The following is a 26,213-nucleotide window of genomic DNA, read 5'->3' as shown; positions in this document are numbered from 1 at the left end:
GTGCCGGTCCCCCCTGGATGCTCGTGGTGACCGTGATGGCTGCCGCTCTCTTCGTGACTGGGGCCGTCACGCAGGCCGCGACGCCATTCATACGCCTGGATGACTTCACCTACATGGTGCCTGAGGGCACGACCGGGGTGCCGAACGTGTGGCGGCGCAACCTCCTCGAGGGGCGTTGGCTCACCTACGCCTGGTGGTTTGTCATCGGGCAGCACGGCACTCCCCTCAGCGCGTCGATCATGTACGTCACGGCATATGTGCTGCTCGTCGCCGGACTCTGGAGAGTGCTGCATCTGGGGCTGCCCGACCTGCACTGGGGCGTCGATGCCCTCCTTGGCCTCTCGCTCTTCGTCTCGCCGATCTGGGTCATGCTCTTCTACTGGCCCGCCACGCTCACGCCATCGACGGTCGTGGGCGCCACCGCGCTCTGGCTTCTCCCGCTCGCTGCCCGGCGCCACGCGTGGCTCGTCGTCTGGATGGTGGCGTCGGCCCTTCTCTCCGTCCTGACCTACCCGCCGGTGGCGGTGGTGCTGTTTCTCGCTGCGGTCGTCTACCTGGCCCGGCGACCCTGGCGCGACTCGTTCTGGCTGACCGGAGCCTTCCTGGGGGGCTTCGCCCTCGGGGTGGGCATCATCTACACGCTCAACCTCTTGGCCTTCGATCGCTTCGGGCTCGAGGTATCGGCGTGGCGACGCCCCAATCCGCTTCAAGACCTCAGTGACCTGCGGGTCAACGCCGGCCGCTTCCGCCTCCACATGGGTGCCCTCGTGACCGGGCTGTGGCTGCCTGCACTGGTGGGCCTCGCAGCCGTCCTCGCCGGCCTGTTGGACCGCGTGGTGCGGCCGCGCGTGGTGCGACTGCTCTGCGGGCTCGCGGTCGTCCTGGGGGTGAGCTTGGCCCAGGTCCTGGTGACTGGCGTCGTGACAGACACCAGAGGGGAGCTGTGGGCCTGGCTCGCGGTCCTGTTCCCCGCCGCTCTCCTGCTCGGCGGCTCGCGGACCTCGCGCCTCACTGGGCTCGGATGCATCATCCTGCTGACGGTCGTGGGCGTCCTGGCGTGGCGATCCGAGATGGTGGCCCACCAGAAGACGCGTGCGCAGTATGCCGCCATCGTCGCGGAGGCCACCCAGCCCCGGCCTGACGGCTCCAGACCGACCGTGGTGATCTACCAGGACCCTGAGCTGCGACCCACCGTCCGAGGGACGACGATGGCAGGGATCATGCGGATGCACCTGCGCAGCGAGCTCGGCACGGTTCCGAGTTGGTGCGCCGGCATCCAGTGCGAACGGCTCGCCAAGGCAGCCGAGTCCGTCGCGGCCGAGGTTCCAGCCGGAGGGGGAGAACCGACGGAGACGCCGGAGCAGGCTGACCGATTCGTCGTCGAGCTTGGCGACGTCCGCGGCGTCGTCGTGCCGCCACTGCCCCCGTGGTGGTTGTAGCCGTCCGGGTGGCCGTCCCCGCTCCGCCCCGGAGCGTCAGGCGCCGGCAATGGGGGGCGCCGAGGGGTCCTCGCCCTCGTCGCGGGCCTCGCGCAGGACGTACTCCTCGATGTTCTCGATGTCGTCGCGGTTGCGCTCGACGACCGCGAGCAGGTCGCTCATCGAGCTGATCTCCTCGACCTGCTCCTTGATGAACCACTGCATGAACTGGTCGGAGGCGAAGTCGCGCTCCTCGCGAGCGACCGCGGTCAGCTCGTTGATCTGGTCGCTGACCCGCCGCTCCTGGGCGAGGGCGAGACGCACCGGCTCGACGACGTCGGCGAAGTCGTTGATCGGGGCCTCGACCCCGGGGACGACGACCTTGGAGTCGGTGTCGAGGAGGTACTGCACCATCATCATGGCGTGGTCGCGCTCCTCGAGCGCCTGCTGGAAGAAGAGCGAGGCCATCTGCGGCATCGTCAGGTCGTCGTAGTAGACCGCGATCGCGACGTACTGGTGGTGGGCGGCGTACTCGTGGCCGATCTGCTGGTTGAGCAGGTCGACGAACCTCTGGGCGGCCATGGGGGCTCCTCCGCGCTGGTCTCGACGGGGTGTGCTGTGTGAGCGCCCATCCTAGGCGTGCGCGAGCAAGGGCCCCGAGCGCTGCTCAGCGACCGACGACCGACGCGACCACGGCGATGACGACGAGCAGCGCGAGCGCGGCCACGGTCACCCGGTGGCGGAACTTGAAGCTCACCGCACGGCCTCGGCCGTCGCCCGGGCCGCCGCTGCCGCGGGGGTGTCGGGGACGGGCTGGGGCGCAACCTGGATGCGCAGCCGGGGGCTGCGCCTGGTCTGGAAGGTCACGGCCACATTCTGCCGACGGGCGACCCAGACGGCCACCGCCACCAGGCTGAGCCCGACCGCGACGGTGCCGATGCCGATGGTCCACCGCGGTCCCCACGCGTCGCCGATCCAGCCGAGGACGGGCGCGCCGACGGGGGTGCCTCCCATGAAAATCGCCATGTAGAGCGCCATGACACGGCCGCGCATGACCGGGTCGACGCTGATCTGCACCATGGCGTTGGCCGTCGTCAGGGCGGTGAGCGCCGAGAGGCCGGTCGGCACGAGGTAGATCGCGAAGAGCACGTAGCTCGGCGCGGTGGCGAGCAGCGCCGTCGAGACGGTGAACCCGGCGAGCGCCACGAGCAGCACCCGCATCCGGGGCCGGGCCCGCCGTGCCGAGAGCAGCGCCGCGGCGAGCGAGCCCACCGCCATGATCGAGCCGAGCAGGCCGTACTCCCCCGCGCCCTTGTCGAAGACCGTGGTCGCCATCAGGGCCATCGTCAGCTGGAAGTTCATGCCGAACGTGCCGAGCACGAAGACGAGGAAGAGCACGAGCTTGAGGTCCGGCCGGCCGCGCACGTAGCGCAGCCCGTCGCGGATCTGGCCCTTGCCGCGGGCCCGGGGCGACGGCGTGAGCTCGGAGCTGCGCAGGCGCAGGAGCGCGAGCAGCACGAAGAGGAAGGTGGCGGCGTTGATGAAGAGTGCCGGGGCGATGCCGAAGCCCGCGATGACGAGTCCGGCGACGGCGGGCCCGATCAGCCGGCCGAGGTTGAACGACGCGCTGTTGAGGGCGACGGCGTTGGGCAGGTGGTCGGTGTCGACCATCTCGGAGACGAAGGTCTGCCGAGCCGGGTTGTCGACGGCGGTGGCGACGCCCTGGATGAGGGCGAGCGCATACACGTGCCAGAGCTCGACGACACCGGTGGCCGTGAGGACGGCGAGCAGCAGCGCCGTGACGAGCAGGGCGGTCTGCGTGGCGAAGAGCAGCCGCCGCTTGGGCAGCCGGTCGACGAGCATGCCCGCGAAGGGCGCGAGCAGGAGGAAGGGCAGGAACTGCAACCCCGTCACGATGCCGAGCGCCGTGGCCGAGCGGTCGGTGAGCACGGTGAGCACGAGCCAGTCCTGGGCGACCCGGCCCATCCACGTGCCGACGTTGGAGACGATCGCCCCGGAGGCGTAGATGCGGTAGTTGCGGATCTCGAGCGACTGGAAGGTGGGGCTCATTCGCTGGCCACCTTGGCCAGCACCGCGGCAGCCCTGCGCAGCAGGTCGCGCTCGTCGTCGGTGAGGTGCTCGAGGCGGGAGATCATCCACTCGTCACGGTGCCGGCGGATGCGGCCCACGGCCTTCCGGCCCTCGGCGGTCAGCGAGAGGATGACCTGGCGACCGTCGGTGGGGTCGTCGGCGCGCGAGACGTAGCCGCCCTCGACGAGCGACGCGGTCGTGCGCTTCATGCTCGGGGCCGACACCCGCTCGATCTCGGCGAGCTCGCTGTTGGTGCGCGGGGTGTCCTCGAGGCGGCAGAGCACGGAGAACTGGTGCGGCGCCATCTCCCGGTCGGACTCGAACCGGACCCGGCGCGAGATGCGCATGCAGGCGAGCCGGATGTCGTTGGAGAGCGAGGTGAGCTCGGCGCGGGTGAACGGCGGGCTCGTGGTCTTGGTACGCATGCGATGTCCTCGGAAGTGCGGTTTGTCGATCGTTACCCTAACTCATTACCTACGCTAACTATTTCGCCGTCCACCGCAACCCCAGCCACTCATGCCCGGCGGATCGGACGTCGTCATCCCCGAGCGCACCCCACCCTCGCGAACGCGCATGGCTGGGGGATTTTGAATGTTTTATTTGACCTGAAGTGCCTATACGTTAGATACAGTTGACGTTGGAGGTGGATGATGCCGAAGGTGACGAGGGTCTACTCACGTCAGACACGCGACGCGCTCGAGGTGCTCGGTGGCCAGATCCGTCGGCGGCGGTCTGGCCGACGCTGGTCACTGGACGAGCTCGCGTCCCGAGTCGGCGCCTCCCGACAGACCGTGTCTGCGCTCGAACGCGGGGAGCCGACCGTGGCTGCCGGGCTCTACTTCGAGGCAGCGGTCCTCTGCGGCGTGCCGCTCTTCGAGATGGACGCGGCAGCGCTGGCCCGCGAAGCCGGGCGAACGCGCGACCTGATCGCACTGCTGCCGTCGAAGACACGCGCGGACACCGGGGCAGTCCATGACGATTTCTGACAGTCCCACGTCCCCGGGGGCTATGCCCACGACCTCCGGCAGAGACTCCGCGGCGGTGTTCGTGTGGGTGTGGCTCCCCGGAGCGAGCGTGCCGGTTGTCGCTGGCCGCCTCGACCAGAGGGGAGATGTCGCGACCTTCACCTATGGCCGCAGCTATCTCCAGCGCGCAGACGCTGTCAGCCTCTACCTGCCGGAGCTGCCCTTGGTTCGCGGGGTGATCGAGCCGCCACCAGGGCTGACGATCGCCTCCGCGATGAGGGATGCTGCCCCCGACGCCTGGGGCCAGCGGGTCATCCTCTCGCGCCACACCGGGCGTCTGGGTTCGGGCAGCGACACCGGAGACCTCTCGATGCTGACCTATCTGCTCGAGTCCGGCTCCAACCGGATCGGCGCTCTCGACTTCCAGGAGTCGCCCATCGACTACGTGCCGCGCGAGCAGGCGGCCTCCCTCGAGCAGCTGCAGAACGCGGCTGCCGACCTCGAGGAGGGTCGGCCGCTGCCGGACGCGCTGGCCGTGGCACTCACCCGGGGCACGAGCATCGGCGGCGCCCGGCCCAAGGCATCCGTCGTCGACGGGCGCCGACAACTGATCGCCAAGTTCTCCTCGACGAGCGACACCTATCCGGTCGTCAAGGCTGAGGCCGCGGCGATGCACTTGGCGCGCGCGGCGGGTGTCGAGGTGCCCGATGTGGAGCTGGTACGGGTCGCGGACAAGGATGTGCTGCTCATCGAGCGCTTCGACCGGCCCTCCGGCGCACCCGGTACTCGCCGCATGATGGTGTCCGCGCTCACCCTTGCCGGCCTCGACGAGGTCTTCGGTCGCTACGCGACCTACTGGGAGTTTGCCGATCTCATCCGGGCAAGATTCACCGACGCCGAGCCGACGCTGCACCAGCTGTTCCGGCGGATCGTGTTCAACATCTGCGTCGGGAACACCGATGACCATGCCCGCAACCACGCGGCGTTCTGGGACGGGTCGATGCTGACCCTCACGCCGGCCTACGACCTGTGCCCGCAGCCGCGCTCCGGCGAGGAGGCCCAGCAGGCGTTGGCGATCAGCCCCGACGGGAGCCGCTCCAGCCAGATCGCCACCTGCGTGCGGGCCGCCGGCCACTACCTGCTCGGCGCCGACGCGGCCGCCGACATCGCGGACGACGTCGTCGACCACGTCCGGGCGGGGTGGCCGGATGCCGCCGACCGTGCCCAGCTCACTCAGACGGAGCGAGATCGGCTCTGGGGCCGGCAGATCCTCAACCCCTTCACCTTCTACTGACTCGACTTCTCCTGACTCGACTCCTCCTGCCTCGACTTCTCCTGCCTCGATCGGCTGGTGAGCGAGCCGGCTTGGCGACCCAGCCCACGCGTGAGGCCCCCTCCCGGCTGGGAGGGGGCCTCACGGCATACGGGATCGGCGTCAGCCGGCGAGCAGCGACTCGAGCGGGGTCTTGAGGAAGTAGAGGACGAAGAAGCCGGTGACGATCCACAGCAGCGGGTGGATGCGGGCGGCGTGACCCTTGGCGATCTTGACGAGCACCCAGGCGATGAAGCCCGCGCCGATGCCGACGGTGATGTTGTAGGTGAACGGCATGAGCACGATCGTGAGGAACGCCGGCAGCGCCACCTCCATGTCGTTCCAGTCGATGTTGGTGACCTGGGTCATCATCAGGAAGCCGACGATGACGAGGGCGGGCGCCGCCGCCTCCGAGGGCACGACGGCGAAGAGCGGAGCGAGGAAGGTCGCGAGCAGGAAGAGCACGCCCGAGACGACCGAGGCGAGCCCGGTGCGGGCGCCCTCCTCGACGCCCGACGCGGACTCGATGTAGGAGGTGTTGCTGCTGACGCCGCCGGCGCCACCGGCGATCGCGGCCACCGAGTCGACGACGAGGATCCGGTCGGTGTGCGGCGGGTTGCCGTCCTCGTCGAGCAGCTTCGCCTCGGTGCCGATCGCCACGACCGTGCCCATCGTGTCGAAGAAGTCGGCGAGCAGGAGCGAGAAGACGAAGAGCGACGCGGTGATGAGGCCGAGCTTCTCGAACGAGCCGAGCAGGCTGAACTGGCCGAGGATGCCGAGGTCGGGGGTGTTGGTGATCGAGGCCGGCAGGGCCGGCACCGTGAGCTGCCACGTGTCGGGGTTGGTCAGGGCCCCCGTCTCGTCGTAGACGCGCGGGCCGAGCTTGAAGATCGCCTCGAGCACCATCGCGAGCACGGTCGCGGCGACGATGCCGATGAGGATCGCGCCCTTGACCTTGCGGATGAGCAGCACGGCGATGAGGAAGACGCCGACGACGAAGACGAGGGTGGGCCAGCCGTTGAGGCTGCCGGCGATGCCGAGCTCGCTCGGGGTCGATCCGGGCGTGCTCGGACGGCGGGCAAAGCCGGCGTCGATGACGCCGATGTAGGCGATGAAGAGCCCGATGCCGACCGAGATCGCAACCTTGAGCGGCGCGGGGATCGCCCGGAAGACCGCCTTGCGGAAGCCCGTCAGCACGAGCACGAGGATGATGACGCCCTCGATGACGACCAGGCCCATGAGGTCGGCGTAGGTGACCTTGTCGGACGCGTGCGTGACGACCATGCCGGTGATGAGGCCGTTGATGCCGAGCCCCGCGGCGAGGGCGATGGGGAAGTTGGCGACGAGCCCCATGAGGATCGACATGACGCCGGCCACGACCGCCGTGCCGACAGCGACGAGCAGCTTGCTCTGCGTCAGGTCGGTCGTGCCGCCGATCATCTGGCCCGGGCCGTCGACGACGCCGGAGAGGATGATCGGGTTGAGAACGATGATGTAGGCCATCGTGAAGAAGGTGACGAGGCCGCCTCGGATCTCTCGCGAGACGTTGGACCCTCGCTCGGTGATCCTGAAGAAGCGGTCCAGGCCGGTGGTGGGCTCCGACGTGGTTGCCGGAGTGCGCATATCGGTCGACATGGCGGTCACCTTAAGGGGGACGCGCTGCGGGCGCGCGTCGGCGTCCAGCGCCGTTGTCTAGGCTGTGCACCGTGACCGACGACCCCCGACCGGAGCCGCCCACCCGCGGCATCCCGATCGAACGCATCCGGCCCCTGCACGTGCCGATGCTGCGGGTCGTCGAGGTCGGCCTCACCTGCTGGCTCGTGGCGCTCATCGTCATCCTCGTCGTGCCCGCGCTGCACGAGGGCGACCGCGGGTGGTGGCCGTGGGCCTGCGTCGCCGGCATCGCCCTCGGCTCGGTGGGCTGGGCCTACCTGCGCCGCGGGCGCGGCAACGCCCACGACGCAGCCTGACGCGTCCTGACGCGGCACACGGCTGCGCCCCCGACGGGCAGGTATGCCGTCTCGCCGGGTCGCGCCGCGCCCGCTCAGTGCCGCGATGCTCAGTCGGTGATGCTCAGTCGGTGACGGGGTCGTCGGAGCCGTGCTGCTCCTCGGCCGCGGCGGGCTGCTCGGTGGGGACCTGGGCCGCCGCTGCGGGCTGCTCCTCGTCCGGTGCTGCCTCGGCGACGTCGGCGCCCACCTCGGCGTCGACCGGTGGCTGCTCGGCCCGCACCTCGACAGCCTCGAGGTCGACCGCGAACTCGTCGACGATCGGCTCGCCTATCGAGATGGACTCGGGCTGGTCGGCGTCGGTCTCGGAGTGCGCACCGCACCCGTGGTCGAGCGAGATGACCCGACCGTCGGAGGGGCTCCACTCGTTGGCGCACACGCCGAAGGTGGCGCGCAGGGCGCCGGCCATCGGCAGGAAGTAGCCGCACGACGAGCAGCGAGCCGTCGCCTTGGCCGACACCTCGGAGGTGGGGCCGCCGTCGCCGGAGTACCACCGGCTGGCCGCGGCCTCTCGGCCCTCGGCGGACAGCACGCGCGGACGGCCGAGACCGAGCTCGAAGAAGCCCATCTGGTCGACGTCCTCGTCGCCGGTCGCCTCGAAGCCCGACTCGAGGTAGGGGTCGGTCTCGCGGAACGGCAGCACGTCGCCGGCGCCGAGGTCGCCGGGAGCCAGCCGGTCGGCATACGGGAGCCACTCGGGCGCGAGGAGCGCGTCGGGGCCGGGGAGCAGGTTGGTCTCGGAGACTGTCGCGACCTTGCCGCGCGGCACGCGCGCGACGCTGACGCCCCAGCGCCAGCCCTGGTAGCCGGGCGACAGGCACGCGAACCAGTGCATCGCGAGCCGCTCGCCGAGCGGCTCCATGCCGAGGTGGTCACCGACGGTGCCTGGCTCGGCGATCGTCACGAGCACGTCGCGAGCGAGGTCGACGGCGGCAGCGAGCACCGCGTCGGGGGCGCTCGAGCGCGAGCGGGTCGTCGCGGCGGGCGTGGTCATGCGTCCAGCTGGTCGGCGAGGCCGTGCAGGGCACGGGCGACGGTGGAGCCGAGCTTCTTGTCGGGGTAGTGACCCTTGCGCAGGCCGTTGCCGACACCGTCGAGCAGCTGCACGACGTCCTCGATGATGACGACCATCTCGTCGGCGGGCTTGCGGTCGCGCTCGCGGCGGCCCGCCGAGACGGAGCCGACGGGGTCGAGCACGCGCACCTGGAGCGCCTGCGCGCCCTTGCGGCCCTCGACGATGCCGAACTCGACCCGGGCACCCTTCTTCAGGCTCGTGACACCCTCGGGGAGGGCGTTCGCGTGCAGGAAGACGTCGGTGCCGTCATCGTCGGAGATGAATCCGAAACCCTTGTCCGCGTCGTAGAACCTGACCTTGCCAGTCGGCACAGTCCACCTCGTTGCTCGTTGCCGGGTCTGCCGTCCGTGGGCACGACCCGATGGCGCTCCTTGCGCTCGACTCCAGACTAACGGCTGGGGGCAACCTCGATTTCCGCATCCGCTCCCGCTGCGCCGCGCGCCCGGTCCGGGGCGACCGCGGCGGCTATCGTCATGGCGTGAGGACCGGCCTGCGAGGGTGGATGGAGCGCCATCCGCGCTGGGTCGACGCGTTCATCGCCGGGGCGATCCTCGCCGCCTCGCTGGCCTCGGTCCCCGCCACGCCCGAGGGGCAGGGCATCAGCGTCGGACCGCCGACCCCCGAGTCGGTCGTGCTGCTCGTCATCGGCTGCGGCGCCCTGCTCTGGCGTCGGACCCACCCGACAGCGGTGTGGCTCGTCTCCCTCGCGGCGACGCTCGCCCCGCTGCTCACCGGCTCGGTCGGGCGCGGGCTCCCGGCCACCGTCGCCGCGCTCTATGCCCTGGCCGCCTACGGCACGCGGCGTCTCGCCGTCATCGGGGCGGTGGTGACCATGCTGTCTGCACTCGTCCTCGTCGGCCGTGCCAACGTGCTGTCGGCAGCCGACCCGGTGAGCTATGCCGTCGTCGCCTGGTGCGGCATGGCCGCGGCGCTGGGCGACGCCGTGCGGAGCAACCGCGCCGTGCTCGCGGCCGCGATCGACCGCGCCCGCCGGGCCGAGGCGAGCCGCGACGAGGAGGCCCAGCGACGGGTCGCCGAGGAGCGGCTGCGCATCTCGCGCGACCTTCACGACGTCGTCGCCCACCACATCGCCGTCGTCAACGTGCAGGCCGGCGTGGCCGAGCACCTCGCCGGGTCCGACCCCGAGCGGGCCGTCGAGGCCATCCGCCAGGTGCGGGCCGCGAGCAGCCGGGCGCTCGCCGAGATGGGCGGCCTCGTCGGGTTGCTGCGCACGACCGGGGACGGGCCGGACCTCGAGCCGGCGCCGGGTCCGGGTGACCTTCCCCGGCTCGTCGACGGGCTCCGCGAGGCCGGCGAGACGGTCACGTGGCGGCACTCGGGGCCCGACCTCGACGTCGCCCCGGCCGCCGAGCTGCACCTCTACCGGGTCGTGCAGGAGGCCCTGACGAACGCCGCCCGGCACGGCACCGGCGCCATCGAGCTCGTGACCCGTCAGGAGCCCGACCACCTCGAGGTCGAGGTCTCCAACCGGGTCTCCCCCACGCCCAGCGGCGACGCCGCCCCGGACGGGCAGGCCGACGACGGCGGGGGAACCGGACACGGGCTCATCGGTATGCGCGAACGCGTCGCCCTCGTGGGCGGCGAGCTCGAGGCCGGACCCACCCCGGGCGGCCGCTTCACGGTGCGGGTGCGCCTCCCGAGCGGCGTTCCTCCGCATGACGAGCCCAGTGCCGGCGCGACCCCGCCCGGTGAGCACATGACGGGCCCGGTGACCGCGTGACCATCTCCGTGCTCGTCGTCGACGACCAGGCCCTCATCCGGGCCGGCTTCTCGGCCATCATCGGCTCCGAGCCCGACCTCGTCGTCGTCGGTGAGGCAGCCACGGGCGCTGAGGCCGTCGACCGGGCCCGAGCCCTGCGGCCCGACGTCGTGCTCATGGACATCCGGATGCCCGAGCTCGACGGCCTGCACGCCACCGAGCAGATCACCTCGGACCCGGGGCTGTCTGCCGTGCACGTGCTCGTGCTGACCACCTTCGAGGCCGACGAGAACGTGCTCGCGGCACTGCGGGCCGGGGCTGCCGGCTTCCTCGGCAAGGACGTCGGCCCCACCGGACTGATCGACGCCATCCGCACCGTGGCCGCCGGTGACTCCCTGCTGTCTCCCCGGGCCACCCGGAGCCTCATCGCGCGCTACCTGTCGACGCCGATGGAGGCCTCGGCCACGGTCAGCGACCGCCGGCTCGACTCCCTGACCGACCGCGAGCGCGAGGTCGTCGTGCTCGTCGGGAGGGGCCTCAGCAACGAGCAGATCGCCGCGACCCTCTTCGTCTCGCCCTTCACGGCCAAGACCCACGTCAACCGGGCCATGACCAAGCTCGGAGCCCGCGACCGCGCCCAGCTCGTCGTCATCGCCTACCAGACCGGGCTCGTACGCGCCGGGGACCTCTGAGCCCTGGGGCCAGCGGGACGGGGACCCGGCGGACCGGGCACCCCGCCACTCGCCCACGTCAGGCTCGAGCGGTCGTCGGCCGGACGGCATACCGCAGTCGTGGTAGGTGCAGGATGCCGCGGTGGGGCGACGCGGTCGACCGCCCTCGTCGGCGACGGTGGTGGGGTGAGAAGACACCCCTCCCCCAGGAGCACCCGATGATCGAGGTCGAGCAGCTCGTCAAGCGCTACGGCACCACCACGGCAGTCGACGGCATGACCTTCACCGTCCGGCCGGGCCGGGTCACCGGCTTCCTCGGCCCCAACGGCGCCGGCAAGTCGACGACCATGCGCGTCATCCTCGGCCTCGACCGGCCCACCTCGGGTCGCGCCCTCGTCGACGGCAGACCGTATGCCGACTCCCGCGCGCCCATTGCCCACGTCGGTGCGCTGCTCGACGGCAAGGCCTTCGACAAGACGCGCTCGGCCCGCAACCACCTGCGTGCGGTCGGAGCCACCGTCGGCGTGGGCACCCGCCGCGTCGACGACGTGCTCGACCTCGTCGGGCTCACCGACGTCGCCGGCAAGGCCGCGGGCTCGTTCTCGCTCGGCATGGGCCAGCGCCTCGGCATCGCCACGGCGCTGCTCGCCGACCCACCGGTCGTCATGCTCGACGAGCCGGTCAACGGGCTCGACCCCGACGGCATCAAGTGGATCCGGGCCCTGGCCCGCCAGCTCGCGGCCGAGGGTCGCACCGTCTTCATCTCCTCGCACCTCATGACCGAGATGGAGCTGACCGCCGACCACCTCATCATCGTCGGCCACGGCAAGGTCATCACCGACCAGCCGATGACCGACTTCATCGACCAGGCATCGGGCGAGCGGGTGGAGGTGGCGGCTCCGCGGGTGGCCGACCTCGCCCGGGCCATCGCCGGGCCGGGGGTCGAGATCTCCGCGGCCGAGGAGGGCGTCATCGAGGTGCGCGGCCTCAGCGCCGCCCGCATCGGCGAGGTGGCCGCCGAGTCCGGCATCGTGCTGCACCAGCTCGCCACCCGCCGCCTCTCCCTCGAGGAGGCCTTCATGACCCTGACCGACGACGCCGTGGACTTCCACGGCCACACCGAGAGGACCTCGGCATGAGCACCGACACCGCCAGCAACGCCAGCACCTCCGATGGGCTCGTGGCCGAGGCGCCTGCGCCACGGGGTGCGTCCTCCGGCTACCGCATGACCTGGCCACGGATCGTCCACTCGGAGTGGATCCGCTTCGTCACGGTGCGCGCCAACCTCTGGACCCTGGCCTCGATCGTCGTCGTCATGGTCGGCATCGGGCTCATCGCTGCCGGCACGTCCACCGGCTCTGTCAGCGCTCCCGGGCCGGCCGGCGGACGGCCAGGCCTCAGCGGCACCGACCCGTTGACCATCGTGCTCGCAGGCCAGACGCTCGCCGTGCTGGTCATCGGCGTGTTGGGCGTGCTGGTCGGGGTGCGGGAGTACGGCAGCGGCATGGTGCGCACCACCATGGCGGCGGTGCCCCGACGGCTGCCCGTCCTCGCCGCCCGCATCGTCGTCTTCGTCGCCGTCACCGGGGTCGTCGTGCTCGTCTCGACGCTCGCCGCCTACCTCGGCGGCACCGCCGTCCTCGACAACGGCGGCGCTGCCACGGCGGCCTGGTCGGACCCCGGCGTGCCCCGTGCCGTGCTCGGCACCGCTGCCTACCTCGTCGGCATCGGCGTCATCGGCATCTGCCTCGGCCTGCTGACCCGCAGCATCGGGTTCGGCGTGGGTTCGCTGATCGGGCTCATCCTCGTCGTGCCGGGCTTCGCATCGCTCCTGCTGCCCGACGACTGGAAGGACGCCGTGGGTTACCTTCCGTCGCAGGCGGGTTCGGCATTCACGACGGTGGTCGCCCGCGACAACCTCCTCAGCCCGGGTGCCGGTGCGGTCGTCTACGCCGGGTGGCTCGTCGCGGCGGTCGTCGCAGCCGGCGTCGCGCTGCGTCGCCGCGACGTCTGACGTGCGCGCCTAGGGTGGGGCATGGCCACTCCCCTGCACCTCGAGGCGTCCCGCGCGATCCCTGTCGAGGTGGAGGCGGCGTTCGACCGCCTGCTGCCCCACCCGCTCACCGACCTCATGTCACGCCGCTACGGGCTGCTGCCCCCGATCCGCGAGGTCCGCGACCAGGTCGGCCCGTGGGGCGAGGTCGGGCAGACGCGCACCATCGTGCTCACCGACGGTGGCACGATGCACGAGGAGCTCATCGAGGTCGTGCGGCCCGACCACTTCTCCTACCGGCTGACGCAGATCACGGGAGCGCTGGCGCCCCTCGTCGACGAGGTCGCGGGGCGGTGGTCCTTCGCCCCGGCGGGCACCGGTGTGCGCGTCACGTGGTCATGGGCGCTGCACCCCAGGACGCCGTATGCCGCCCGCCTCCTCGCGCCGGTCGGCCGGATGTGGCGCGGCTACGCCCGGCAGTCGCTCGAGGAGATCTCTGACGTGCTTGTCGCCGGCGCGGTCACCCCCGAGTGATGCCCCAGGTGCCGGTCCACTCCTCGCCGGGCGCGAGCACGACGAGGGACTCGCCGGAGTTGAAGGCGTCGGCCGGGCACGTCATCGGCTCGACCGCCACACCGGCGATCCCCTTCTGGTCACGAGCGATCGCGGTGAAGACCTGGAGCCAGCCGAAGGCGTCGTCGGCCCAGAGCGTCACGATGCGGTCGGTCGACGCGACGGTGCAGCGCCAGGCGCCGTCGGAGTCGCGCACGACGTCGGTGTAGGCGGTGTCGAGGTCGTGGTCGCCGACCGCGTGGCGCTCGAGGTAGTCGTAGTCGCTGCCCGGCACCGGGTGGCGCGCGGCCGGCAGCAGGCGGTCGTCGACCTCGACCCACTCGCGGGCGGGGATGCGAAGCTCGACCTCGTTCAGGGGGGTGTCACCGGTCGCGAGGTAGGGGTGCGCGCCGTAGCCGAACGGCGCTGCCGACGGGCCGACGTTGCGAGCCGCCGTCGTCACCGTGAGTCCCGCGTCGTCGAGCGCATAGGTGGTGCGCAGGTCGAGGAAGTGGTCCCAGCCCGGCTGGGGGTGCAGGCGGTAGCCCACGGTCACCCACGAGTCCTCCAGCTCGACGAGCTCCCACAACGCCCAGCGCACGAGCCCGTGGCTGGCATTGTGCAGCGGCACCTCCGTGATCGACAGCTGCCGCTCGGTCCCCTGGAAGGTGTAGCGGCCATCGCGGAGCCGGTTGGGCCAGGGCATGAGCTGCTGGCCACGGCCGGAGGCGCAGCGCTCCTGCGGCTGGTAGCCCGCGACGAGGTCGACACCGTCGCGACTCAGGGTGCGCAGGCCCCCGCCGACCTCGACGACCGTCGCCTCGAAGGGGCCGTGCCCGATCGCCCACTGCTGACCGGTGGGCAGGGCGGGCTCGGGGTCCGAGGCTCCGGTCAGCTCCGGGGTGAGGGCGCTCATGGCGCTCACCGTATCGGCCACCGGCGCACGGGCGGCGGGTGTGGCTGCAATCCGGCGCAGGGCGTCGGCTCAGGGCGACTAGGTTGGAGGGATGGCCACCTCGAGCCGCAGTCTGGCCGACGACATCCGCGCGCGCACCGACGCGCAGCTCGTCGACCTCGTGCTCGCCCGCCCCGACCTCGCCCGGCCCTCGCCCGCCGACCTGACGAGCCTCGCCGCCCGCTCGGGCACCCGCGCCAGTGTGCAGCGCGCCATCGAGGCGCTCGACCGCGGCCACCTCCAGGTGCTCGAGGCACTCGTCGTCGCCGGTGACGGCACGTCGGTGGACGCCCTCGCCGCCCTGCTCGGGGGAGCAGACGCCTCCGTCGTCGACTCGCACCTCGGCGACCTGTGGACCTGCGCCCTCGTGTGGCGCAGCGCCGAGGGCGAGCACGTGGTGCGCACGGTGCCCGAAATCTTCGGCTCCTCGATTGCCGGCCTCGGCGCGCCCCTGCACGAGCTGCGGCCCGACCTCGCCTCGCGGGTGCCGACTCCCGAGCAGCTGCGACAGACGATCGAGCAGGCCCCCGCCGATGCTCGCGCCATGCTCGAGAAGATGACCTGGGGTCCCGCACTCGGGGTGTTGCCGACGGGTGGCCCGGGTCGCACGACGGCTCGCTGGCTCATCGAGCACCACCTGCTGCTGCCGGTGTCGGTCGACCGTGTGACGCTGCCGCGCGAGGTCGGGCTCGTGCTGCGCGAGGGCCGCCTGCACCGCACCCCCGAGCTCGAGCCACCCGTCCTGCACTCGCGAAGCGTCTCACTCGTCGACGCCGCGGCGGGTGGTTCGGCGAGCGAGCTGCTCACCCAGATCGACGAGCTCGCCGCGATGTGGGGAGCCGAGCCGCCCCGGGTGCTGCGCGCGGGCGGCGTCTCGGTGCGCGACGTGCGGGTCACGCAGCACCGGCTCGATGTCACGCCTGAGCGCACCGCCTTCGTCATCGAGGTCGCGCATGCCGCCGGACTGGTCGCCGACGACGGCGAGCTCGTGCCCGTCTGGGCCCCCACCGCCGAGATCGACGAGTGGCCCACCATCGACGCCGGCCAGCGGTGGGCGACGCTCGCCCTCGCCTGGGCGACGACGACGAGGGCGCCGCACCTCGTCGGGCGGCGGTCGACCGGCACCGGACCGGCCAACGCCCTCGGACCCGACGTGCAGTGGCCGGCGATCCGCGGCGTGCGACGCGACGTGCTGCGTGAGCTCGCCACCCTCGAGCCGGGGCAGGCCGCCGACGTCGCCTCCTTGCGTGACCGGCTCGCCTGGCGCCGACCGAGCCGCGCCGCGGCCGTGCTCGGGGAGGCCGTCGAGGCGGTGCTCGGTGAGGCCGAGTGGCTCGGGGTGACCGGTCGCGGTGCGCTCTCCGAGGCCGGCCGAGCGCTTGTCGACTCCGCCTTCCCGACGCCCGCCCCCGGCTCCCCACCCTCCTCCTCCTCCCCCTCCTCCTCGGTTCGAGGTGATCGCGGGGGGCTGGCCAGTGGCGGCATCACCTCGAACCGGAGCGGGTCGGCTGCGCGTCGAGGTGATGGCGGCAGCAGCGTCGGTGGCGCGATCACCTCCAACCGGGGTGGGGACGCGCTGCAGACGGTGGCGGCCGCGATGTCGAAGCACCTGCCGGCCCCCGTCGACCACGTGCTCGTGCAGGCCGACCTCACCGCCGTCGCTCCCGGGCCGCTCGTCGGGTCGCTCGGAGCCTTCATGCGCCTCGCCGCCGACGTCGAGTCACGCGGCGGCGCAACGGTCTATCGCTTCACCCCCGAGTCCGTGCGACGAGCCCTCGACGCCGGCTGGACCTCGGCGGAGGTCATCGACACCGTGCGCAGGTCGAGCAGCACCCCGGTGCCGCAGCCCCTCGAGTACCTCGTGTCAGACGTCGCGCGGCGGCACGGCCAGACGCGCATCGGGGGAGCGGCGGCATACATCCGCTCCGACGACGCGGCGGTGCTCGACACGATGCTGGCCTCGCGAGACCTGTCGGCCCTGCAGCTGCGGCGGCTGGCCCCGACGGTGCTCGTGTCGTCGGCCGACCCGCGCGTGCTCGTCGACCTGCTGCGCGAGCACGGGTTCGCGCCCGTCCACGAGAGCCGCGACGGCACCGTCGTGCACACCGAGGCTCCCAAGCGACGCTCCGGCACTCGGCGGCGTGGCCCTGCACCCGTCGTCATGCCGGTCGACCACGACACGACCCGCAGCCTCGTCGAGTCGCTGCGCGCAGCCGAGGCCACCGCCGACGACCGCCGGGCCGAGCACGACCAGCGGGCCGGGCCGGCCATCCCCACGACCGATCCGGTCGTCACCCTCGCCCTGCTGCGCGACGCCGTCGCCGAGCACCACGGCGTGTGGATCGGCCTGTCCGACCAGGTCGGCATCACGACCCGGCACCTCATCCACCCCGAGCGGGTGGAGGGCGGCCGCATCTGGGCCACCGACGACGCCGGGCGCGAGCGGACCTTCTCCGTGCACCGCATTACCGGCGCGACGCTCGAGAGCTGAGCCGCCTTGGGAGGCAAGGATGCCCGCGGAGGCCACCGGCCGTCATACGTGCTCCACGACCACCGGAGGCCGCGGCCGCACTTCGACCTGCGGCTCGAGGAGGGGGGCGTCCTGCGCTCGTGGGCGGTGCCGAAGGGGCTGCCGACGACGAGCCGGCACGACCGCCTCGCCGTTGCGGTCGACGACCACGCGATGGACCACCTGACCTACACCGACGAGGACAAGTCGGTGGCCGACACCGGGTGGTGGGAGGAGGAGTCGCGCGACGACCACCGGATGGTGTTCGTGCTCCACGGTCAGGACGGGCCGCGGCGCTACGCCCTGATCCGCACCGACCGCGACTGGCTGCTCCACCTCACCAAGGACCAGCCACCGCCTGACCCGCCCGCCTGACCCGCCGGTCGGGGACGAATGACGCAGTTTCGCGCCCGATCGGCCCACGCCCGAGCGTGAGCCGCACCCGAAGGTGCGTCATCCGTCCCACCTACGCCCCGGCGAGGGCGCGCACGACGTTGCTCGGTGACGGCCGGCCGAGCTGCCCCGCCATCCAGACCGAGGTCTCGACGAGCGCCTCGAGGTCGACCCCTGTCGAGACGCCCGCACCGTGCAGCGCCCAGACGAGGTCCTCGGTAGCGAGGTTGCCGGTGGCCGACTTCGCATAGGGGCAGCCCCCGAGGCCGCCGGCTGCGGCGTCGACGACGGAGACCCCGTCGCGCAATGCCGCCAGGGTGTTGGCGAGCGCCTGACCGTAGGTGTCGTGGAAGTGCACGGCCACCCGATCGGTGCCGATGCCGCGCGCCCCGAGGGCCTCGAGCAGCCGGTGCACGTGCCCGGTCGTGCCGACGCCGATCGTGTCGCCGAGACTGAGCTCGTGGCAGCCGAGGTCCATGAGCCGCTCGGCCGTGTCGACGACCTGGTCGATGGGCACCGGCCCCTCCCAAGGGTCGCCGAAGCACATCGACACGTAGGCGCGCACCCACATGCCGTCGGCCAGCGCCCGCTCGACGACCGGAGCGAACATCGCGAACTGCTCCGCCACCGACCGGTTGAGGTTCTTCTGCGCGAAGGTCTCGGTCGCGGACCCGAAGATCGCGATCGCGCCCAGCCCCAGCTCCTGCGCCCGGTCGAGGCCGCGCTCGTTGGGCACGAGGGCCGGCCGCTGCCGCCCCAGTCCGTCGGGCCCGAGGCCCGCCAGCACCTGCTCTGCGTCGCCCATCTGCGGCACCCACCGCGCCGGCACGAACGACGTCGTCTCGATCGTGCCGAGGCCCGCAGCCTCGAGCCGCCGGATGAACTCCACCTTGGTGGCCGCCGGCACGATGGTCTGCTCGTTCTGGAGGCCGTCGCGCGGGCCGACCTCATAGATCGTCACCGACGCAGGCAGCCCCGTCGCCGCCTCCACCTGGGGGGATCGCATGCGCCCATACTGTCATCACCACCAACCCGGCAGGACGGTCCTGTCGGCGGGTGCTCGGGGGCCGGCCCCCGGGTGTCGGAATACCTCGACCCAGGCTCGGAGTTGCCTCCACACGATGAATGACGGACCACTGATCGTCCAGAGCGACAAGACCCTGCTCCTCGAGGTCGACCACGCCAACGCCGAGGCCGCGAGGCGCGCCATCGCCCCCTTCGCGGAGCTCGAGCGCGCCCCCGAGCACGTGCACACCTACCGCATCACCCCGCTCGGCCTGTGGAACGCGCGCGCCGCGGGCCACGACGCCGAGCAGGTCGTCGACGCGCTGATGACCCACAGCCGGTATGCCGTGCCGCACGCCCTGCTCGTCGACGTGGCCGACACGATGGACCGTTACGGGCGGCTCACGCTCGAGAAGGAGGGCGTGGCCGACTCCGCCGAGGGCACTCGCCTCGTCCTGCGCACCACCGACCGCCCGGTGCTCGAGGAGATCCTGCGGCACAAGAAGATCCGGCCGCTCATCGGCGAGCGCATCGACGACCTCGCCGTCGTCGTGCACCCGAGCGAGCGCGGCACCCTCAAGCAGGAGCTGCTCAAGGTGGGCTGGCCGGCGGAGGACCTCGCCGGCTACGTCGACGGCGAGGCGCACCCGATCGAGCTCGACCAGGCGGACTGGCACCTGCGCCCCTACCAGCAGCAGGCGGTCGACGGCTTCTGGCACGGCGGCTCCGGCGTCGTCGTGCTGCCCTGCGGCGCGGGCAAGACGCTCGTCGGCGCCGGCGCGATGGCCGCGGCCAAGGCGACGACGCTCATCCTCGTCACCAACACCGTCAGCGCGCGGCAGTGGAAGGACGAGCTGATCAAGCGCACGACCCTGACGGAGGAGGAGATCGGCGAGTACTCCGGTGCCCGCAAGGAGATCCGTCCCGTCACGATCGCGACCTACCAGGTGCTGACGACCCGCCGGAAGGGCGCCTACACCCACCTCGACCTGCTCGACGCCCGCGACTGGGGCCTCGTCGTCTATGACGAGGTGCACCTGCTGCCGGCGCCGATCTTCCGCATGACGGCCGACCTGCAGGCCCGCCGCCGGCTCGGCCTCACCGCGACCCTCGTGCGTGAGGACGGCCGCGAGGCCGACGTCTTCAGCCTCATCGGCCCCAAGCGCTTCGACGCGCCGTGGAAGGACATCGAGGCCCAGGGCTACATCGCTCCCGCCGACTGCGTCGAGGTGCGCGTCACGCTGCCCGAGGGCCAGCGCCTCGCGTATGCCGTGAGCGAGCCCGAGGAGCGCTACCGTCTCGCGTCGTGCTCCGACGCGAAGACGCCGGTCATCGAGAAGCTCGCCCTGCGGCATACCGGCGAGCCGACCCTCGTCATCGGGCAGTACCTCGACCAGCTGCACGAGGTGGCCGAGCGGCTCGGCGCCGACGTCATCACCGGCGAGACCACGGTGCGCGAGCGCCAACGGCTCTACGACGCCTTCCGCAGCGGCGAGATCACGACCCTCGTCGTCAGCAAGGTCGCGAACTTCTCCATCGACCTGCCCGAGGCGAGCGTCGCCATCCAGATCAGCGGCACCTTCGGCTCACGACAGGAGGAGGCGCAGCGCCTCGGCCGCGTGCTGCGCCCCAAGGGCGACGGGCGCACCGCGCACTTCTACACGATCGTGTCGCGCGACACCGTCGATGCCGACTTCGCCGCCCACCGGCAGCGCTTCCTCGCCGAGCAGGGCTACGCCTACCGGATCGTCGACGCCGACGACCTGTGACGGCGCTCCGACTCCGGCGGTGGTGTCTCACCCTGCGACGCGATTAGGTCAGGAGAGCCTTACCTAATTAGCATCATCGTCGTGGGCAAGCTCAAGGCGAAGGACATCGGCAAGATCAAGCCGAAGTCGAAGTGCTGCAAGAAGAGCACGAGGTGCGTCAAGTGTCCCGTCGTCCTGCACCGGCTCGGCAAGCAGGACTGCCGGTCGATGTGCAAGAAGGACTTCCAGAAGGTGCTCGACAAGGCACGCAAGCGCTGACCCCGTCTCGTCGGTCACGTTCTCAGGAAACTCCCAGCAAACCTGCGGAGACTGGCGACGTGGAGACCCAGACCCCCGCCCCGGAGGCACGTCTACTCGTCGTCGAGGACGAGCCCAACATCCGCGAGCTGCTCGCGACCTCGCTCCGCTTCGCCGGCTTCGAGGTGGAGACCGCCGCTGACGGCGCGACCGCCCTGGCCCTGGCCGAGGAGGGCGAGCCCGACCTCGTCGTGCTCGACGTCATGCTGCCCGACGTCGACGGCTTCGAGGTGACGCGACGGCTGCGCGACCGCGGCCGCCAGCAGCCGATCGTCTTCGTGACGGCGCGCGACGCCACCGGCGACAAGATCGCCGGGCTCACGGTCGGCGGCGACGACTACGTGACCAAGCCGTTCAGCCTCGAGGAGGTCATCGCGCGCATCCGCGCCGTGCTGCGCCGCACCCGCGGGGGCGCCGACGAGGGGTCGACCCTGCGCTTCCACGACCTCGAGCTCAACGAGGACTCGCACGAGGTCCGTCGCGCGGGACGGGTCATCGACCTGTCGCCGACGGAGTTCAAGCTGCTGCGCTACCTGCTGCTCAACCCCAACCGGGTCCTGTCCAAGCTGCAGATTCTCGACCACGTCTGGGACTACGACTTCCGCGGCGAGTCCGGCATCGTCGAGTCCTACATCTCCTACCTGCGGCGCAAGATCGACGCCGACGGGCCCTCGCTCATCCACACCAAACGTGGCGTGGGTTACGTTCTGCGCGTGCCCCCGGACCTCGTCGCCTCCTGATCGGCCGCCGCGCGTGACCCCGACGACGGCGGATGCCAGCACGCCGCGACGGCAGCGCACCCTGCTGGACCGCCTGCGCTCCGTGCCGCTGCGCTCGCGCCTCCTCGGCGTGGTGCTCGGGCTGACCCTCGTCGCGCTCGTGCTGACGACGGCTGCCGTGAGCGCGCTGCTGCGTGGCTACCTGTTCACGCAGGCCGAGCAGGAGCTCGCCATCTACCTGACGGCGATCACCAAGACCGAGGTCGCCAAGGGCCCCGGCCTGCCGACCGGCTTCACGGCGAAGCTGCTGAGCGCCGACGGGTCCACCGTCGAGACGCTCGGCGAGGCGGCGACCGAGAGCGACCGCGCCGCCATCCCCTTCCTGCTCCCCACCGACCCGAGGGTCACGAGCGACCGGACCTTCGTCATCGACTCGGTCGGCGACAGCGACCGCAAGTGGCTCGCCGTCGCCCAGGCCACCGCCAACGGCACCGGCACCTACGTGCTCGCGCTCCCGCTGCGTCCGCTCGACGCCACCGTCAACCAGTTCCGGTGGTATGCCGCGGGCATCGGCGCGTTCGCCCTGCTCGTGTGCGGGCTGGTGGGGTGGCTGCTCATCGGGCGCACCTTCCGTCCCCTCACCCGCATCGAGGACACCGCCGCCGGCATCGCCGCGGGCGACCTCACCCGGCGGGTCGACGTGCCCGACACCGACGACGAGGTGGCGTCGCTGTCACGCTCGCTCAACGCCATGCTCGCCCGCATCGAGCGCAGCTTCGCCGTGCGCGAGGCCAACGAGGCCAAGATGCGGCGCTTCATCGCGGATGCCTCCCACGAGCTGCGCACGCCGCTGGCCGCGGTCGGGGGCTACGCCGAGCTCTATCGCCAGGGCGCCCTGCCGACGACCGACGCCGTCACCGGGGCGATGGGCCGCATCGAGAGCGAGACCCACCGCATGAGCGGGCTCGTCGAGGACCTGCTCACGCTCGCCCGCCTCGACGGCGAGCGCCCGCTCGAGCTGCAGCCGGTCGACCTCGCGGTGCTCGCGGCCGACGCGGCCCAGGACGCGCGCACCATCGACTCCGAGCGACCGTTTGCCGCGACCGGCATCGACGGGCCCATCGAGCCGACCGAGCTCGTCGCGGACGAGCGACAGCTGCGCCAGGTCGTCACCAACCTCGTGACCAACGCGCGGGTCCACACGCCGGCCGGGTCGCCGGTCGAGATCCTCGTCGGACCCGTCGCCGGCAGCTCGCCGGCGCGCGTCGCCCTGCACGTGCGCGACCACGGCCCCGGCATACCTCTCGCCGACCGCATCAACGTCTTCGAGCGCTTCTATCGCGCCGACTGGTCGCGCAGCCGTCACCACGGCGGCGGCAACGGGCTGGGACTCGCCATCGTGGAGGCCATCGTGGCCGCGCACGGGGGCACGGTCCGCGTCGACGACACCCCGGGCGGTGGCGCCACCGTCGTCGTCGAGCTCCCCGTGGAGCCGAGCCCGTCCGTCGACGCCTCCTGAGCCACGTCGGAGCCACGTCGGCGACCTGCACAGTCAGTTCACAGGGACGCCACAACGTCGTCAAAACCTCCCCGGGTGTGATGGATCCAAGACGTTGAAGGACCCACAGGAGGAGCGGCCATGAGCATGGCGACGGACAACACGCAGCAGATCCCCACCGCTGGCGAGTACTACCAGCAGGGTGCCCCCACGCCGCCGGCTCCCCCGACGGCCCCGGGCGGCTCCAGCTTCCAGAAGCCTCCGCGGCGTGAGCGGCGCGGCTTCGCCGGCACGGTCGGCGTGGCCCTGCTCGCAGCCGTCCTCGCGAGCGGCGGCACGTATGCCGTCACCCAGCTCACCGACACCGGCGCCCCGAGCACGACGGCCTCCGCCTCGACGACGACCCAGAACCAGGGCACGTCGCCCACCGTGGTGCAGGGCAACGCGACCGCTCCGGACTGGACCGCCGTCGCCAAGGCCGTGTCGCCCAGCGTCGTCAGCATCGACGTGACGACGCAGCAGGGCTCCGGCGCCGGCTCCGGCGTCATCCTCGACAACAACGGCCACGTGCTCACCAACAACCACGTCGTCGGCGATGCCACCGGCAACGGCGCGATCGCCGTCACCCTCGCCGACGGCCGCACCTTCGAGGCGACCATCGTCGGCACCGACCCGTCGACCGACCTCGCGGTCATCAAGCTGGCCTCGGCCCCGAGCGACCTCACGCCGATCAGCCTCGGCGACAGCACGGTGCTCAAGGTCGGTGACCCCGTCATGGCGGTCGGCAACCCGCTCGGCCTCTCCGGCACGGTGACGACGGGCATCGTCTCGGCCCTCAACCGTCCGGTCAGCACGAGCGAGGCGAGCCCCTCCCCCAACGGCCAGACCTCGACCGACACGGTCGTCACGAACGCCATCCAGACCTCGGCCGCCATCAACCCCGGCAACTCCGGCGGCGCCCTCGTCAACGCCCAGGGCGAGCTGATCGGCATCAACAGCTCGATCGCCTCGCTCGGCGGCAGCCAGGGCAGTCAGAGCGGCAACATCGGCATCGGCTTCGCGATCCCCGTCAAGGAGGCCCAGTCGATCGCCGACCAGCTGATCAAGACCGGCCAGGCCCAGCACGCCTTCCTCGGCGTCAGCGCCAAGGACACCACGGTCAAGGACGGCGCCGCCCAGCGCGCCGGCGCGCAGATCGCGTCCGTCAGCGACGGCACCCCGGCCGCCGCGGCCGGCCTCAAGACCGGAGACGTCATCATCGCCGTGGACGGCCAGCCGATCGACTCCTCGACGGCACTGGTCGCCCAGATCCGTGCGATGACCGCCGGCGACAAGGCCACGGTGACGCTCATCCGCGACGGCGCCCGCCAGGACGTGCAGGTCACCCTGGCCGTCAAGCCCGCCACGGCGAACTGACCGCGGGGGCCCTCCCGGCCCCTGCCACCCAAACCCCTGCGTCCGGGATGTCGGATCCCCTGTACGACCTCCCGGACCGCAGGTGGCCCGCGGCGGCTGCAACCGCCCGCGCCTGCGCCGCCGCCACCCTCGCCCCCGAGCGAGCGCGTGGCGGCGGCGTTCCCGCGTTCGGGGTCGGCGCCTGCAACCACGTACGCTCTCCCGGTGAATGACCCGCAGGAGCAGGACCCGCAAGAGCAGGACCCGACGTTCGACACCCCGTTCGACCCCATGGCCACGCCGCGACTCGACCCGGCCGACGTGGCGACGGCGGTGCGGGTGCTCGACCTCGCCCACCGCCTCGACGTCGACGACCCCGACTTCGAGACCCTCAAGCGGGCGGCGTCGCTGCTCTACAAGCGCCTCAAGAAGGACCGCCGCAACGCGAAGACGTGGGCCGAGCGCAAGGCCGACCGTCAGGTCATCGAGTCGACGGCCACCGGTTCGCCGATGCGGATCGACGACGAGACGAAGGGGATTCCGCTCGTCTCGAACGCCAAGGGCGCCTACGCCGGTGAGCTCGTCAACGCCCGCGGCTGCTACATCTGCAAGTCGGACTACACGCTCGTCGACGCGTTCTACCACTGGCTCTGCCCCGACTGCGCGGCTCGGTCGCACGCCAAGCGCGACCAGCGCACCGACCTCACGGGCAAGCGCGCGCTGCTCACGGGCGGGCGGGCCAAGATCGGGATGTACATCGCCCTGCGCCTGCTCCGCGACGGGGCGCACACGACGATCACGACGCGCTTCCCCAAGGACGCGATGCGTCGCTTCTCTGCGATGGACGACAGCGCCGACTGGATCCACCGGCTCACGATCGTCGGCATCGACCTGCGCGACCCCACCCAGGTCGTCGCCCTCGCCGACGAGGTGAGCGCCGCCGGACCGCTCGACATCCTCATCAACAACGCCGCACAGACGGTGCGCCGGTCGCCGGGCGCCTACAGCAACCTCGTCGAGATGGAGTCGGCACCGCTACCCGAGGGCGTGGCCCTGCCCGAGATGGTGACCTTCGACCGGATCAGCGAGGCGCACCCTGCCTCGATCGCCGGGGCTCTCGAGCAGCACGCGGTGGCGCATCACGAGGGAGAGTCGGCCGAGCACGCGATCGCCGCCCAGACCGCGGCCTCGATGACGGCCCTCGCCCTGAACGCCGGGCACGCGAGCCTCGAGGCGCACCGCGCCGGCACGGCCGTCGACGCCGGCGGGCTGCTGCCCGACCTGCAGCGCTCCAACTCGTGGACGCAGAAGGTCGAGGAGGTCAACCCGCTCGAGATGCTCGAGGTGCAGCTCTGCAACTCGACGGCTCCCTTCATCCTCGTCTCACGGCTGCGGCCGGCGATGCGTGCCGCTGTCGCGGCTGGTGCCCGGCGGGCCTACGTCGTCAACGTGTCGGCGATGGAGGGCCAGTTCTCACGGCGCTACAAGGGCCCCGGCCACCCGCACACCAACATGGCCAAGGCGGCGCTCAACATGCTGACCCGCACGAGCGCGGGCGAGATGTTCGAGACCGACCGCATCCTCATGACGGCAGTCGACACCGGCTGGATCACGGACGAGCGCCCGCATGACGAGAAGCTGCGCATCGCGGCGGAAGGCTGGCACGCCCCGCTCGACCTCGTCGACGGTGCCGCCCGCGTCTACGACCCCATCGTTCGCGGCGAGGCGGGCGAGGACCTCTACGGCTGCTTCGTCAAGGACTACGAGCCCAGCCCCTGGTGACCTGACCGCCCGAGACCCTGGTGACCCGACCCAGACCTCTGACCGCCCACCTCCCCCGCAACACACCGAGCAACTGCCAACTCTG

25 protein-coding genes are annotated in these 26,213 nt (G+C 71.7%); 17 read left to right on the top strand and 8 right to left on the bottom strand.

Annotation, left to right across the window (positions count from 1 at the left end; translation table 11 throughout):
- Positions 1-35: 35 nt before the first annotated feature.
- Positions 36-1,439: a hypothetical protein gene (locus tag LG278_RS05570; protein ID WP_404391757.1), complete on the top strand. Its 1,404-nt coding sequence runs from the start codon at positions 36-38 to the stop codon at positions 1,437-1,439.
- 36 nt (positions 1,440-1,475) lie between these two features.
- Here LG278_RS05570 and LG278_RS05565 read toward each other — a convergent pair whose 3' ends face one another.
- From LG278_RS05565 to LG278_RS05555, 3 genes are all read right to left on the bottom strand, one after another.
- A complete protein-coding gene (locus LG278_RS05565) occupies positions 1,476-2,000 on the bottom strand; it encodes a ferritin (protein ID WP_404391755.1) in 525 nt (174 codons plus the stop codon).
- A gap of 171 nt (positions 2,001-2,171) precedes the next feature.
- Positions 2,172-3,488, bottom strand: a complete 1,317-nt coding sequence (locus tag LG278_RS05560; RefSeq protein ID WP_404391753.1) for an MFS transporter — start codon at positions 3,486-3,488, stop codon at positions 2,172-2,174.
- Positions 3,485-3,934: a MarR family winged helix-turn-helix transcriptional regulator gene (locus tag LG278_RS05555; protein WP_404391751.1), complete on the bottom strand. Its 450-nt coding sequence runs from the start codon at positions 3,932-3,934 to the stop codon at positions 3,485-3,487. Before LG278_RS05555 ends, LG278_RS05560 begins: the two co-directional genes overlap by 4 nt.
- Before the next feature lie 222 nt (positions 3,935-4,156).
- Here LG278_RS05555 and LG278_RS05550 point away from each other — a divergent pair, with 222 nt between their 5' ends.
- Together LG278_RS05550 and LG278_RS05545 are read left to right on the top strand one after the other, a co-directional pair.
- The gene (locus LG278_RS05550) at positions 4,157-4,495 is read left to right on the top strand and encodes a helix-turn-helix transcriptional regulator (protein ID WP_404391749.1); all 339 of its coding nucleotides are present in this window, start codon (positions 4,157-4,159) and stop codon (positions 4,493-4,495) included.
- Between the two features lie 88 nt (positions 4,496-4,583).
- Positions 4,584-5,768 carry a type II toxin-antitoxin system HipA family toxin gene (locus tag LG278_RS05545; RefSeq protein ID WP_404391747.1) on the top strand — a complete coding sequence of 395 codons (1,185 nt, stop codon included), beginning with the start codon at positions 4,584-4,586 and terminating at the stop codon, positions 5,766-5,768.
- Positions 5,769-5,909: 141 nt separating this feature from the next.
- Here the strand turns inward: LG278_RS05545 and LG278_RS05540 are convergent, their stop codons facing one another.
- The gene (locus LG278_RS05540) at positions 5,910-7,421 is read right to left on the bottom strand and encodes an NCS2 family permease (RefSeq protein WP_404391745.1); all 1,512 of its coding nucleotides are present in this window, start codon (positions 7,419-7,421) and stop codon (positions 5,910-5,912) included.
- 71 nt (positions 7,422-7,492) lie between these two features.
- On the opposite strand from LG278_RS05540, the gene LG278_RS05535 reads away from it, so the two are divergent.
- The gene (locus LG278_RS05535) at positions 7,493-7,756 is read left to right on the top strand and encodes a DUF2530 domain-containing protein (protein ID WP_404391743.1); all 264 of its coding nucleotides are present in this window, start codon (positions 7,493-7,495) and stop codon (positions 7,754-7,756) included.
- A 103-nt stretch (positions 7,757-7,859) separates the two neighbouring features.
- On the opposite strand, the gene LG278_RS05530 is transcribed toward LG278_RS05535, so the two are convergent.
- Positions 7,860-8,789, bottom strand: coding sequence for a DUF3027 domain-containing protein (locus LG278_RS05530; RefSeq protein WP_404391741.1), 930 nt, complete (start codon positions 8,787-8,789; stop codon positions 7,860-7,862).
- Complete coding sequence (locus tag LG278_RS05525; RefSeq protein WP_404391739.1) at positions 8,786-9,181, bottom strand: cold-shock protein; 396 nt, start codon at positions 9,179-9,181, stop codon at positions 8,786-8,788. The genes LG278_RS05530 and LG278_RS05525 overlap by 4 nt, the downstream gene beginning before the upstream one ends.
- 167 nt (positions 9,182-9,348) lie before the next feature.
- Here LG278_RS05525 and LG278_RS05520 point away from each other — a divergent pair, with 167 nt between their 5' ends.
- From LG278_RS05520 to LG278_RS05500, 5 genes are all read left to right on the top strand, one after another.
- The gene (locus LG278_RS05520) at positions 9,349-10,611 is read left to right on the top strand and encodes a sensor histidine kinase (RefSeq protein ID WP_404391737.1); all 1,263 of its coding nucleotides are present in this window, start codon (positions 9,349-9,351) and stop codon (positions 10,609-10,611) included.
- Positions 10,608-11,282: a response regulator gene (locus LG278_RS05515; protein ID WP_404391735.1), complete on the top strand. Its 675-nt coding sequence runs from the start codon at positions 10,608-10,610 to the stop codon at positions 11,280-11,282. The genes LG278_RS05520 and LG278_RS05515 overlap by 4 nt, the downstream gene beginning before the upstream one ends.
- Before the next feature lie 197 nt (positions 11,283-11,479).
- Positions 11,480-12,400 carry an ABC transporter ATP-binding protein gene (locus LG278_RS05510; RefSeq protein ID WP_404391733.1) on the top strand — a complete coding sequence of 307 codons (921 nt, stop codon included), beginning with the start codon at positions 11,480-11,482 and terminating at the stop codon, positions 12,398-12,400.
- Entirely contained in the window at positions 12,397-13,275 is an 879-nt protein-coding gene (locus LG278_RS05505) for a hypothetical protein (protein WP_404391731.1), read from the top strand. Before LG278_RS05510 ends, LG278_RS05505 begins: the two co-directional genes overlap by 4 nt.
- Positions 13,276-13,296: 21 nt before the next feature.
- The gene (locus LG278_RS05500) at positions 13,297-13,788 is read left to right on the top strand and encodes an SRPBCC family protein (RefSeq protein WP_404391729.1); all 492 of its coding nucleotides are present in this window, start codon (positions 13,297-13,299) and stop codon (positions 13,786-13,788) included.
- On the opposite strand, the gene LG278_RS05495 is transcribed toward LG278_RS05500, so the two are convergent.
- The gene (locus LG278_RS05495) at positions 13,775-14,722 is read right to left on the bottom strand and encodes an aldose 1-epimerase family protein (RefSeq protein WP_404391727.1); all 948 of its coding nucleotides are present in this window, start codon (positions 14,720-14,722) and stop codon (positions 13,775-13,777) included. The genes LG278_RS05500 and LG278_RS05495 overlap by 14 nt on opposite strands.
- Positions 14,723-14,813: 91 nt before the next feature.
- Between LG278_RS05495 and LG278_RS05490 the strand changes: the two genes are divergently transcribed.
- Entirely contained in the window at positions 14,814-17,252 is a 2,439-nt protein-coding gene (locus tag LG278_RS05490; protein WP_404391726.1) for a helicase-associated domain-containing protein, read from the top strand.
- Positions 17,253-17,258: 6 nt separating this feature from the next.
- Complete coding sequence (locus LG278_RS05485; protein WP_404391724.1) at positions 17,259-17,645, top strand: DNA polymerase ligase N-terminal domain-containing protein; 387 nt, start codon at positions 17,259-17,261, stop codon at positions 17,643-17,645.
- 91 nt (positions 17,646-17,736) lie between these two features.
- Here LG278_RS05485 and LG278_RS05480 read toward each other — a convergent pair whose 3' ends face one another.
- Positions 17,737-18,669, bottom strand: a complete 933-nt coding sequence (locus tag LG278_RS05480) for a hydroxymethylglutaryl-CoA lyase (protein WP_404391722.1) — start codon at positions 18,667-18,669, stop codon at positions 17,737-17,739.
- Between the two features lie 115 nt (positions 18,670-18,784).
- On the opposite strand from LG278_RS05480, the gene LG278_RS05475 reads away from it, so the two are divergent.
- The 6 genes from LG278_RS05475 to LG278_RS05450 all read left to right on the top strand — a co-directional run bounded on the left by LG278_RS05475 (position 18,785) and on the right by LG278_RS05450 (position 26,128).
- Positions 18,785-20,437: a DNA repair helicase XPB gene (locus LG278_RS05475; protein ID WP_404391720.1), complete on the top strand. Its 1,653-nt coding sequence runs from the start codon at positions 18,785-18,787 to the stop codon at positions 20,435-20,437.
- Positions 20,438-20,518: 81 nt separating this feature from the next.
- Positions 20,519-20,695: a hypothetical protein gene (locus LG278_RS05470; RefSeq protein ID WP_404391718.1), complete on the top strand. Its 177-nt coding sequence runs from the start codon at positions 20,519-20,521 to the stop codon at positions 20,693-20,695.
- Between the two features lie 59 nt (positions 20,696-20,754).
- Positions 20,755-21,474: a response regulator transcription factor gene (locus tag LG278_RS05465; protein WP_404391716.1), complete on the top strand. Its 720-nt coding sequence runs from the start codon at positions 20,755-20,757 to the stop codon at positions 21,472-21,474.
- A gap of 13 nt (positions 21,475-21,487) precedes the next feature.
- The gene (locus LG278_RS05460; RefSeq protein ID WP_404391714.1) at positions 21,488-22,972 is read left to right on the top strand and encodes a sensor histidine kinase; all 1,485 of its coding nucleotides are present in this window, start codon (positions 21,488-21,490) and stop codon (positions 22,970-22,972) included.
- Between the two features lie 120 nt (positions 22,973-23,092).
- Positions 23,093-24,367, top strand: a complete 1,275-nt coding sequence (locus tag LG278_RS05455) for a S1C family serine protease (RefSeq protein WP_404391712.1) — start codon at positions 23,093-23,095, stop codon at positions 24,365-24,367.
- Between the two features lie 270 nt (positions 24,368-24,637).
- Positions 24,638-26,128, top strand: coding sequence for an SDR family NAD(P)-dependent oxidoreductase (locus tag LG278_RS05450; protein ID WP_404393544.1), 1,491 nt, complete (start codon positions 24,638-24,640; stop codon positions 26,126-26,128).
- Positions 26,129-26,213: the final 85 nt, after the last annotated feature.

This window comes from Humibacillus xanthopallidus (assembly GCF_044793955.1).
Classification (GTDB): Bacteria; Actinomycetota; Actinomycetes; order Actinomycetales; family Dermatophilaceae; genus Humibacillus; species Humibacillus xanthopallidus_C.
The sequence above is the reverse complement of the archived record's forward strand: the minus strand, read 5'-3'. Positions and strand labels throughout refer to the sequence as shown.